Source organism: Sphingomonas sp. IC4-52 (assembly GCF_020707225.1).
Taxonomy (GTDB): domain Bacteria; phylum Pseudomonadota; class Alphaproteobacteria; order Sphingomonadales; family Sphingomonadaceae; genus Sphingomonas.
In genome coordinates this window covers 132,855-144,462 of the sequence record NZ_JAJFEU010000005.1, presented here as the reverse complement: position 1 = coordinate 144,462, position 11,608 = coordinate 132,855, and the positions used below count along the sequence as shown (strand labels likewise).

At 64.6% G+C, this 11,608-nt stretch carries 10 protein-coding genes; 9 read left to right on the top strand and 1 reads right to left on the bottom strand.

Annotation, left to right across the window (positions count from 1 at the left end; genetic code table 11):
* The first annotated feature begins 21 nt into the window (after nt 1-21).
* The 7 genes from LK535_RS13250 to LK535_RS13220 all read left to right on the top strand — a co-directional run bounded on the left by LK535_RS13250 (nt 22) and on the right by LK535_RS13220 (nt 6,407).
* The gene (locus LK535_RS13250; RefSeq protein ID WP_227772400.1) at nt 22-1,137 is read left to right on the top strand and encodes a glutathione S-transferase family protein; all 1,116 of its coding nucleotides are present in this window, start codon (nt 22-24) and stop codon (nt 1,135-1,137) included.
* 196 nt (nt 1,138-1,333) lie between these two features.
* Entirely contained in the window at nt 1,334-2,656 is a 1,323-nt protein-coding gene (locus LK535_RS13245; RefSeq protein WP_227772399.1) for a spinster family MFS transporter, read from the top strand.
* On the top strand, nt 2,656-3,042 hold the full coding sequence (locus tag LK535_RS13240) for a nuclear transport factor 2 family protein (protein WP_227772398.1): 387 nt from the start codon (nt 2,656-2,658) through the stop codon (nt 3,040-3,042). The genes LK535_RS13245 and LK535_RS13240 overlap by 1 nt, the downstream gene beginning before the upstream one ends.
* A gap of 13 nt (nt 3,043-3,055) precedes the next feature.
* Complete coding sequence (locus tag LK535_RS13235; RefSeq protein ID WP_227772397.1) at nt 3,056-3,715, top strand: carboxymuconolactone decarboxylase family protein; 660 nt, start codon at nt 3,056-3,058, stop codon at nt 3,713-3,715.
* Between the two features lie 43 nt (nt 3,716-3,758).
* A complete protein-coding gene (locus LK535_RS13230) occupies nt 3,759-4,379 on the top strand; it encodes a glutathione S-transferase family protein (RefSeq protein WP_227772396.1) in 621 nt (206 codons plus the stop codon).
* Nucleotides 4,380-4,398: 19 nt separating this feature from the next.
* Entirely contained in the window at nt 4,399-5,016 is a 618-nt protein-coding gene (locus LK535_RS13225; protein ID WP_227772395.1) for a VOC family protein, read from the top strand.
* Nucleotides 5,017-5,339: 323 nt separating this feature from the next.
* Nucleotides 5,340-6,407 (top strand): acyltransferase family protein, encoded by a 1,068-nt coding sequence (locus LK535_RS13220; RefSeq protein WP_227772394.1) that lies wholly within the window; start codon nt 5,340-5,342, stop codon nt 6,405-6,407.
* A 68-nt stretch (nt 6,408-6,475) separates the two neighbouring features.
* Here the strand turns inward: LK535_RS13220 and LK535_RS13215 are convergent, their stop codons facing one another.
* On the bottom strand, nt 6,476-7,432 hold the full coding sequence (locus LK535_RS13215; protein WP_227772393.1) for a hypothetical protein: 957 nt from the start codon (nt 7,430-7,432) through the stop codon (nt 6,476-6,478).
* 1,619 nt (nt 7,433-9,051) lie between these two features.
* Here LK535_RS13215 and LK535_RS13210 point away from each other — a divergent pair.
* Together LK535_RS13210 and LK535_RS13205 are read left to right on the top strand one after the other, a co-directional pair.
* Complete coding sequence (locus LK535_RS13210) at nt 9,052-9,972, top strand: DMT family transporter (protein WP_321576566.1); 921 nt, start codon at nt 9,052-9,054, stop codon at nt 9,970-9,972.
* A gap of 65 nt (nt 9,973-10,037) precedes the next feature.
* Nucleotides 10,038-11,603: a long-chain-fatty-acid--CoA ligase gene (locus tag LK535_RS13205; RefSeq protein WP_227772392.1), complete on the top strand. Its 1,566-nt coding sequence runs from the start codon at nt 10,038-10,040 to the stop codon at nt 11,601-11,603.
* Nucleotides 11,604-11,608 lie beyond the last annotated feature (5 nt).

Below are 11,608 nucleotides of genomic sequence, written 5' to 3'. Positions count from 1 at the left end.
CACGCCGGCACATGGGCCGGCATGGAACAGGTCATCCTCTACGGCGCGCCCCATTCTCTTTATACCGGCAAGACCCGGTCTTACCTGCGCAAGCAGGGGATCGCGTATGTCGAGCGTGCGGCCGATCCTCGCTTCCGCGCCGAGATTGTTCCGGCCATCGGGCGAGCGATCATCCCGGTTGTCGCCTTGCCGGACGGCACAATCGTGCAGGACACGGCCGACATTCTGGACCATTTCGAGCGCGCCGGCGTCAGGGTGAGTGCCTATCCTGCTGGCCCTCGGCAGCGCATCCTGGCGCATATCGCCGAACTATATGCGGTGGTCGTCCTCACTCGCCATGCGATGCATTACCGGTGGAGTTATGCCGGTGAGCAGGAGCGGTTCCTGATCTATGCCTTTGCCGGCGGATCGGGCGATACGGATGCGGTGATGGCGCGCATGCGCTCCTATCTGCCGATGCTGGGTGTCACGCCGGCCACCATAGCGGCGATCGAGGAGTCCTACCTTTCACTCCTTGATCTGCTGGAGGCACATTTCGCCGCGCACCCCTATCTGCTTGGGGGCCAGCCCTCGATCGGCGACTATGGCCTGTTCGGGCCGCTTTTCGCGCATCTCGGGCGCGATCCTGCCCCAGCCGATATCATGAAGCGCCGGGCGCCCAAGGTATTTCGATGGGTGGAGCGAATGAATGCGCCCGACCCCGACCTTCCCGAATATGGCGATTACACGCCCGCATTCCTTCCCGGCGACGAAATCCCGGGGACCCTGACGCCGCTGTTCCGGCACATGGCCGATGAGCTTTTCCCGGAGCTTACCGACAAAGTGGCGATGATGTGCCGGTACGTGGCCGAGGTCGATCCGCAGGAGGGAGCGCCCGTAACCGACAAGCCGCACCGCCGCGTCATCGGTTCGGTCGAAACCGCGTTCCGCGGCGTCGGCTTCGACAGCGGCGTACAGCCCTATATCTTCTACCTGTGGCAACGCATCACCGATGCGTTCGACGCGCTGGCGGCGCCGGAGGCGAAGGAGGCGCGCGACTGGCTGGAGCGGGTGGGTCTCGCCCCGCTGCTGGACGCTCGCCGGCCGATCCGGGTCGAACGCCGGAACCATATCGAAGTGTGGGGTCGCCGCCTCTAGATCGCGTGTGATCCAAGCCGTGAGAGATCGCTGGCCGGAACGCCGCTCGCCCCGAGCGGCTGCCCCGCCGGCGGTGGAGGCGCCGCCGCGACGAAAAGCGCGGCTTTCCGCAAAACCATCGTCAGTCAGATTGACATAGACCCTTATGTATCTAAGCTTCTCCGACGGCGACCACGGGTCGTCGCGGGGAGGATGGATGACGGACACGGCAATGCATACGGGTGCAGCGGCGGTCGCCACGCCCGGCGCGGCGCAGCGGACGGTGGCATTGTGGATGCTGTTCGCCATCGGCACGCTAAATTTCGTCGATCGGCAGCTCCTGTCGGTGCTGGTGGAGCCGATCCGCGCCGAAATGGCTTTCAGCGATACCCAGTTCGGGTTGTTGACCGGCCTCAGCTTCGCGCTCTTCTATGCTTTGATGGGGGTGCCGTTCGCCATGGCCGCCGATCGCTGGCACCGCGTGCGGCTGATCGCTGCCGCCTGCGCGATCTGGAGCGTCTTCACCGCTGCGTGCGGCCTCGCCGGCAATTTCGTGCAGCTCGCGCTGGCCCGCTTCGGAGTGGGAGTGGGCGAGGCGGGTGGCACGGCGCCGTCGCTGTCGGTGCTCGCGGATTATTATCCGCCCGAGCGCCGGCCGCTGGTGATCGGCATCTTCACCGCCAACGGGCCGTTCGGCGTCTTTCTAGGAGCGGCGTTCGGTGGCTGGGCGGCGGCGACGATCGGCTGGCGCGGCGCCTTTATCGCCATCGGTGTCCTGGGTGCGGTCATCGCCGCGCCGTTGCTGCTGATGCTGGTGCGGGAGCCGGTGCGCGGCCAGATGGATGCGCGCCGCCCCGCCGCCGACGAAGCCGCGTTGCCGATGGGCGCGAGCTTTGCCCTGTTCCTGCGCCGCCGGTCGCTCCGGATGCTGGCGATCGCCAGCGGTCTTTCCGCCTTTGTCAGCTATGGCATGCTGAACTGGATCCCGGCGTTTCTGATGCGCACGCAGGGCATGCCGCTGTCGGCGCTCGCGACCTGGTTCGCGCCGGCCGCCGGCATCACCTTCGGGCTTGGCATCTGGGGCGGCGGCGCGCTGGTCAATTGGGCCGCGCGCCGGTCGGCGGCGGCTTATGCCATCGTGCCCTGCGTCGCGACGGTGGTGCTGATCCCCAGCTTCGCCGCGGCGCTGCTGGTCGACAGCTGGCAATGGTCGCTCGCGCTGATGCTGGTGCCGATGGTGGCGTGCACCATCTATGTCGCCCCCGCGCTTGCGCTGGTCCAGAACCTGACACCGCCGCGCGCCCGCGCCACCTCGTCCGCCATCCTGCTGCTGATGTTCAACCTGGTCGGGCTGGGCGGCGGGCCGCTGGTGATCGGGATGATCAGCGACGCGATGGCGCCGGCCTATGGCGCCGACAGCCTGCGCTACGCCCTGCTGTGGACGTTGCCCGCCGCGGCGCTGGCCGCCGTTGCACAATTCCGCATGGGCCGCGTCGTCAGTGCCGACATGGACGGATATCATAGGGAAGGAGAGGCTTGATGACCGAGGCGGAGATGCGGGCATTTGCCACGCGCTTCTTCGACGCGATCGAGGAAGGCGATATCGCCACCATGCAGAACAGCTTCGCGCCCGATGCGGCGATCTGGCACAATACCGACGAGCTGATCGTCACCCCCGAACAGACGGCGCAGACGCTGACCGGCATGATCGCCCGCATCAGCGATCGCACTTATGCCGATCGCCGGGTTCAAGTGTTTCCCGGGGGCTTCGTGCAGCAGCATGTGCTGCAAGGGGTGCGCACCCACGATGGCGAGCGCGTGCGCCTGCCCTGCGCGATCATCTGCGAGGTAAAGGACGGGAAGATCACCCGCCTCGACGAATATTTCGATTCCGCGCACGTCGCGCAGTTCCGCAAATACGCCTGAAGGAGGCCGATCAATGCCCGTTTTGCGCCAGGTACCGCTCGCCGAGGTCAAGGACGAAACCGTTCTTGCCTATTACAAGCGGCTGTTCGGGGATCGCGATCCAGTCGCCGAGCCCGGCACCGCGACCGGTACGCCCGGCGACTGGTGGACGGTCTATGCCCTGGCGCCCGACATCTTCAAACATGCCGTGGACGGCTTCGCGGTGTACCGCCACCCCGCGCGCCGCATCTCGCCGGTGCTGCGCGAACTGGGGCAGACCCGCGCCGGCTGGGTGAAGGGCAGCCAGTTCGTCTTCTCGCAGCATTGCAAGTCGCTGCGCGGCCTTGGCGTCAGCGAGGAGAAGATCGCGGCAATCCCTTATTGGACGGTTGCCGATTGCTATGACGAGCAGGAGCGCGCCGTCCTCGCCTACGCCGATTGTCTCGCCCAGGCGGGCGGGCGTGTGCCGAACGAAGTGTTCGAGAAGCTCAAGACCTTCTGGGATGACGAACAGATCTTCGAGTTCACCTACATCACCTGCCTTTATGACATGCACGCCGTGATCACCCGCGCGCTGCGCATGGAATATGACAATCGCGAGGATCCGATCGTCGAGGTGGCAGCGCCAGAAGGCTTCAGCGCAGCCGACTTCCTCAGTGCGCCACGGACCGCCGCGGACCGTCAACCAGATTGACGGTAAACCCCTTTTCCGCTACACAGAGTCGCGAGGATTTAGGATGAGGTTCTTCAACTCGGTCGGGCCGAATCCCCGCGTCGTGACTCTGTTCATGGCGGAAAAGGGGATCGAGATCCCTCACGTCACCGTCGACCTTCGCGGCGGGGAGAACCGTCGCCCGCCCTATAGCGAAACCGTCAATCCCACCGGGCAAACGCCCGCGCTGGAGCTGGACGACGGCACGGTCATCACCGAAATCGTCGCGATCTGCGAATATCTCGAGGAGCTTCACCCGGCGCCGCCGCTGATCGGAACGACGCCGGAGGAGCGGGCGGAGACGCGCATGTGGACCCGCCGTGCCGACCTCAAGATTTGCGAACCGATGAGCAACGGCTTCCGCTTTTCGGAAGGGCTCGCGTTGTTCGAGCCGCGGATGCGCTGCTTGCCGGAGGCGGCGGCGGGGCTGAAGGCCGTGGCGCAGGACGGGATCAAGTGGTTCGACGCGCAGATTGCCGGGCGGCGCTACATCGCCGGCGATCGCTTCACGCTGGCGGACATCATCCTGTTCGCCTTTCTCGATTTCGGTCGCACCGTCGGCCAGCCGCTCGATCCGGCCTTCATCAATATTGCCGCGTGGTTCGATCGAGTGGCGGAGCGGCCCGCCTTTCAGCCTGCAACATGACGATCATAGGAGAGTGACGATGCCGGCAAGCAACACCGAATTCGAGTTCAAGGGCGTTAATCACCTTGCGCTGGTGTGCAAGGACATGGCGCGTACCGTGGAATTCTACCGCGACGTGCTCGGCATGCCGCTGGTCAAGACAATTGACCTGCCCGGCGGGCGCGGTCAGCATTTCTTCTTCGACATGGGCAATGGCGACAGCCTCGCCTTTTTCTGGTTCCCGCAGGCCGCGGTCGCGCATCCGGGCATCTCCGCGCCGGCCGCTCTGCCCAGCCAGGGCGATTTCACCTCCGCCCACGGTTCCATGAACCACATTGCGTTCAACGTCCCGGCCGAGAAGTTCGACGAATATTACGAGCGGCTGAAGTCCAAGGGCGTGGCGGTCACCCAGATCATGAACCACGACAATTCGCCGAACCAAGTGTCCGACCACATGCATGACGATGTGTTCGTGCGCTCGGTCTATTTCTTTGATCCCGATGGCGTGTGCCTCGAATTCGCGGCGTGGACGAAGACGTTCAGCGACGCCGACGTCGCCCATGATCCGGTGACCGCCGACGGCACCAAGCGCGAGGGCATGATCGTGCAGCGCGCACTGGCGGAAAATGACGTCGCCGAAATGGTGCCGGCGGAATAAGCCGACTCGGAACACGTGTCTCCGGCGGGCCGCCCCCCCAATGGGGCGGCCGGTTGCCCGAGCAGCTCACCTTCGTTGCGGAGCGGGCGAGTTAGCGACGCCGCCGTGGATCGACGCCCGATACTTCATCGCACAATCACTTAGCGACTAAAGCATCGGGTGCGTATGTTGGCGATGGAGCCAGCCATCAGATGTTCGCTTCCCCCCGTCAATGACGGTGATCGCATCCGCGGCGGACGGTGTACTCGAACACTTCCGGTGTACGTAGAATCCCGACCATAGTTCCTAACCAGTCCGCAAGCTCACCCGCGTAGAACGGGTGCGTGAGCCGCGCCCGCGTTCATCTTCCCGGTCTTGATGCACTTCGCGGCGTTGCTGCATTGGCGGTGGTCGCGCTGCACGGTAGTTACATGTTCGGAACGAAGGGCCTTGTTCCGCATGGCTATCTCGCCGTGGACTTCTTCTTCATGCTGAGCGGCTTCGTGCTTGCCCATGCTTATGAAGATCGGCTGCGGGGCGGCCTGCGCGCGCGCGCATTGATGCTGAGGCGTCTTCACCGGCTGTACCCGATGGTTGCCCTGGGCGTGGTCGCGGGCCTTTGTTCTGCCTATGTGGCCGGCACGCACTGGCGGATGTTCGTCAGCGACGCCGTGGCCGGTGCCTTGCTCCTTCCTCAACCGCTCGGCACCAATGCGCTCGGCACATTGTTTCCGATCGATCCACCTTTGTGGTCGCTGTTCTGGGAAGTGGTCGCGAGCGCCATCTTCGCCGCGGTCCTTTATCGATCGCCCACACGGCTGCTGATGGCTGCGCAGATGGCGGCGTTTGCGGCCCTTGTCTGGTGCGCGATGCACTATGGCACGCTCGAAGTCGGTTTCGAGTGGCGCCACTTCATCGGCGGGGCCGCCCGCATTGGCTTTGGTTTCGTAACCGGCCTGCTGCTCTTTCGACGGTGGGCGGGCCAGCCGCCCACCGCTTCAGTCACCATGGGGGCGCTGGCTGCGGTGCTCGGATTATTGCTGCTGATGCCGGTCGATATGCCGACATGGCTGTACGACCTGCTCGCGACCTCGCTTGCCTTTCCGTTCCTGATCCGCGCGGCAGCCGAGGTGACGCAGATCGCCGGGCCGTGGCGGACGGGAGCGACCTTGTCCTACCCGCTATATGTGCTTCATGCGCCGGTTCTGAAGCTCCTGCAAAGCTGGCAAGCAACGCACCCCGGCCTCGGGGCCGGTAGTGCAGTGCTCCTGGGACTGGTGCTGTCATCAGCGGCGGCGTGGTTGGGTCATCGTCTATGGGACACCCCCGTCAGGCGCTGGCTGCACGCACATAGCCGATTTGAGCGGCGCCCGACGCTGCCGGAACATCAGCCGCCGCCCCTAGCGGTGTGAGCGCATCGCGCCGCTTCCATCGCCCGGCCGCCTGGGCGGGCTGTACCTGCCCGACGGCTCCCGCTCCGCTAACGCTTGCGCCGAATGCCCGAACCGACAAGCGCCTCTGCCAGCATTCGCCGGTGCGCGCGCGCCTCGCGGTCGAGTGGAACCGCGTACAATTGGGTGAGCAGCGCAACGTCATTTGGGGTCGCGCCGCTGGCGGGCTCGTTTGTCTCGAACATGGCAAGGAGCGAATCCGACGGCGGCGGCTGAGACGGTCTAAACTCCGCCAGCGCAACCATCGCAGCATAGTCGCCCAATGCGCGAAGGTCGCGCCCCGGCCCGGCACGGCCAACGTCGATCACAACGGCAGCACCAATGATCGAACGCGTGGCCTGTGAGGAGATTGCGCCCTCTTTGTAGCGCAGTTGCACGCCACCCTGACCCATCGGCAATCCGAAGCCACCGGTGCCGCCATCGATCGACACGAACGAGGGCTGCATCGCCACGGGGGGAACGCCATCCGCATCGCCCGTCGCGATGACGTGCCACCAACGAATGGGCGCGTCGCCGTTGCGAAGCTTGTCACGCTCACCAAGCGGCACGTCTTTGAACTGGTGTGGCGCACGAGTGAGAACACGACGCACCACCCCCTTCGCATCGTTGGTGAATGTAACGATCGCATTCGGGGTACAACCGGGCCCGGCGAGCGGCGCACCCACTTCGGTCGCCAGCGCTCTGATCCGTTCATCGACAATCGCCGCCGTCTCCGGGCCGACTCCGCCCACCTTCGGGCAGACCGCCTCGACCCAGCGCGCGGCCGGTAGCTGACCACGCGCTATGCCGGTGGCGCGAACATAAGCATTCGCACGCTCTCGGCGCTCCTTCATCTTGGAGCCTAGGACGACGATACTGCCCGATGCACGAGGCTCCGCTTCAGCCGCTTCCGACGCATTGTCACGTTCCGGCGGAGGTACGACCGTTTGCGTGCCCGCCAGAAGGGCAGCCCCAATCAACGTCGTGATCAATGACCCATCAGGCATCGAATGTCTCCACGTAACCGGGAGAGTTGCGCCATTTCGAGATCACATCAAGGGAATAAGACCGCCTCGGTTCCCTTGCGCAAACGTCCGGTATTGGGAGGAAAGCCGACATGGACCCCACCATTCAGATGCCGTTTGCTTCGGGGTCCCTGATCCTCATAACGCGACATTTATCCACGAAGGCTCGCAGTAGCGGACTTGGCCTGAACGACCGCACCCAGTTTGGGCCAACCCGGAACGAAATGCGCTGCTTCGCGCCACGAAACAGATCCACAAACTGCGGATCATCGACAGGAAGGCTGCGGCCATGCGCGCCTTGGAAGGCGCTTAGGTCCCATGATTGCCGGTCAATTGTGAGCGTAAAGCGTTCCGAAAACGCAGGGTAGTCGCCTCCGTAGAGGCCGAACACCGGACGCGAGTCGCATATACCGCTGAACGTGGTTTCAGACGGGTCGGCAAATCGGAAGAACACGCCATTCCTGTACTTGTTGAGGGACGTGGTCCAACCGGGCGCACGGGTGAACTTCTTTGTCTGCTCATCGGAGCAGCCAGCTAACGCGAGCAAGAAGCAGATCGTTACACGCACTATACCGGCAAGATGCGCGCATCGCCGAATGTCCACAAGTGGGCGTGAGCAGCCTGTCAGCTTTCGGGAAGGACGAGGCGCATCGCGGACCACCGGAAATGGGAGGCTAGCGGACGTTCGCACAGTTCTCGCTAACGGAAGAAGCAAACGACCGAATACGCTTTCGCCGGGAGCGCTTCGCAACGCGTTCCGAACGGATTGAAGAGCAATAGCCTAAGCCGACCATTCTTCGCACATGTATCCACATGATCAGTCCGCCGTACAAGAAGAGGCCCACGAAGAGGATCGCCGCACCCGCATTGTACGACCATTGCTCAACTACCATTGCCGGGACGAGCAAGCAGATCATAGGTGCAACTGCGATTAGGTGGTGCCGCAGTGTCGGCATCCCGGCCCAACCGACTCTTATCCATTCGCGATCGACGATCCGTCGCAGACGGTGACTTAGCTGCGCCATGCCTCGATCCTGATCAGATTAGCGAATGTCCGCAACTGGCAAGTTAGCTGCCGTTCCGCTTCGAGAGTATGAAGTATCGCAGCGATACACCTAGGGCGTACCCGCCCATCGCTCCGAGACTTGCCCATAGCGGCACAAATAAAAATTCAAGGCCGCTGGTGGACCTAAGGTTTTCTGGATGGGCGCTTTGCCACGCGTACACGTAGGCGATCATCGCTAGCGGAACGATCCATAAAGCCGCACACCCAAGTTTTGGATTGCGGAACGCCAACCCGATAACGAAGCCAACTAACGCTCCCGCAAGAAGCAACATCTCGATAGTCATAACGCATCGTGCACCGCACGTTCGGACGTCGGCAAGTGGGCGTAGGCGGCCGGTCCGCTTTCCAGTCCCGACGACACGAGCGCGGATGACCGGTGTTGGGCGTTAGCGGACCGGCGGCGTTGGCGAGAACCGGACGCGATCGGGGGTGGAGGCAAACCGGGGCGAACGCGCGGGTGCCGCCGGCGCGGGCTCTAGCAATTACTTAGAAACCGAAGTATTACCGGTTCTATGCCGTTCTGCCTCGCTGCGCCGTGAACCTGGCGCTTGCCTGGATCCCTGCCACCATGCTCGCCGGTCTGCTTCAGGCCTGGCGGACGGCCGTGCAGCAACGGTTGCGGGCGCAGCTTTCGATCAACGGCGCCGGCATCGTGCGCTACGTCTATGGCCTGCCGGTCGTGCTGCTGGTGCTGGGCGCCTATCTATGGACGACCGGAGCAACGCTGCCTTCCGCCGATGCGACATTCCTTGCGCTGGCGGCGGTGGCGGCGATTGCGCAGTTGCTCGCGACCAACCTGCTCATCATGGCGTTCGGCTATCGCAATTTCGTTGTCGGCACCGCCTTTTCCAAGACGGAAACGGTACAGGCGGCCTTGTTCGGCTGGCTGATCCTGGGCGAACGGATCACGGCGCTGGTCGGGCTGGCCGTGACGCTCGGCATGGCGGGGGTGCTGACGCTGGCGCTGGGCGGGCGCAACCTTAGCGGGCGCGACGTGTTGCGTGCGCTGGGGCAGCCGGCGGCGCTGTGCGGGCTCGCCTCGGGCGGGTTGTTCGCGATCACGGCCGTGTTCATCCGCCGCGCCGCGCTTCACCTTGATCCCGGCGCACCGCTGCTGGCCGCCCTGGTGACGCTGGTGACGGTTATCCTGATCCAGGCGCTGTCGCTCGGCATGTGGGTGGCCGTTCGCGAGCCTGCCACGTTGCTGGGCGTGGCGCGCACCTGGCGAACGTCGGCGCAGGTGGGGGTGCTGGCGGGTATGGGCTCGATCTGCCTGTTCTGCGGCCTTGCCATTGCGCCAGTCGCGCTGGTCCGGATCGTGGCGCAGGTAGAGGTGGTCTTCACGCTGGCCTTTGCCGCGCTGTACCTTCGCGAACCCTTTCACCGCTTCGAGGCGGCGGGATTACTGATGGTGGTTGGCGGCGTGGTGCTGGCGCTGCTGGGCGCTTTGCGCTGAAATGACGTAAAAACGGGCAACGGCCCGGAGATTCGGACGGCTCATGAAGCCGGGAGGAGAGGAACGTGATCGATCTGGACGCCATTCGCACACTGGCCGACATTCCCGCCGCGCAACGCGCCGCCCGCGGGGATGCCGTTGCCGTCGCCTTTGAGGGCCGCGAGACCAGCTATGCCGAGCTTGACCGGCAATCGAACCGGATCGCCAACGCCCTGACCGCGGCGGGCATCCGGCATGGCGATCGGATCGCCGTGCTGACCAAGAACCACGATAGCTGGTACCCCTTGTTCTTCGGCACCGCGCGCGCGCGGGCGTGCCTTGCGCCGATCAACTGCCGGCTGTCGGCGGTGGAGATCGCCGGCATCCTCGAGGACGCGGCACCCGCAATCCTGTTCGTGGGCGAGGATTTCTTCGACACCGCGCTGGCCGCGGTGGCTGACCTGCCGAAGCGGCCGGCGCTGGTCGCTCTTTATGGGGAGCATCCGCAGTTCACCCCGCTCGTAACATGGCTCGGCACGGCCAGCGACAGCGCTCCGGCGGACAAGCCCACGCTGGAGGACGACGTGCTTCAGCTGTACACCAGCGGCACCACCGGCCGGCCAAAGGGCGTGGTGCTCACCAACTTTATCTATCGCCGCTTCATGGAATTGGCGACCGAGGTCGACGGCTTCGCCTATGACGAGGGCGACACGGTGATGATCGTCATGCCGCTGTTCCATGTCGCCGGGACCAACATCAGCTTCGCGGCGCTCGCCCAGGGTGGCCGCATCATCCTGATCAAGGATTTCGATGCGGCGGGCGTCGTCGATCTGATGCCGCGTGAGCGGGTTGCGCATACCTTCCTCGCCCCTTCGATGATCCAGATGCTGCTTCAGCAGCCGCAATCGTCCGCCCAAGGGTATCCGTCGCTGCGCACCATCGCTTATGGCGCGTCGCCGATTGCGGAGGACGTGCTGCGCCGTGCGCGCGCGACGTTCGGCTGCGGTTTCGTGCAATTCTACGGCATGACCGAGTCCGCCGGCAGCGGATCCTATCTGTCGCCCTCCGGCCACGATCTGCCCGGCAAGCTCGTGTCCTGCGGCCGTCCCTGGCCGGAAGTGGAAATGGGCATCATGGGCCCCGATGGCGAACTGCTCCCGCCGGGCGAAATCGGCGAGATCGTGATCCGCGGCGACATCGTGATGAAGGAATATTGGAACCGGCCGGACGCGACGGCCGAGACGTTGGCGGGAGGATGGCTGCGCACTGGCGACGCCGGCTATCGCGACGAGAGCGATCACTTCTTCGTCCATGATCGCATCAAGGACATGATCGTGTCCGGCGGTGAGAATGTTTATCCCGCCGAGGTCGAAAATGCGATCGCCGGCTGTCCCGGAGTCGCCGACGTGGCGGTGATCGGCGTTCCCGACGAACGCTGGGGCGAGGCGGTGAAGGCGCTGGTCGTGCCCGCCCGCGGCACCAGCCCCACGGAGGCGGAGATCATCGCGTGGGTCCGGGCCCGTATCGCTGCCTACAAGGCGCCCAAGACGGTGGAATTCATCGATGCCCTGCCGCGCAATCCGTCGGGAAAGGTGCTTCGCCGCGAATTGCGCGCGATCTACTGGCAAGGGCGCGAGCGGGCGGTGGCCTGAGCGCC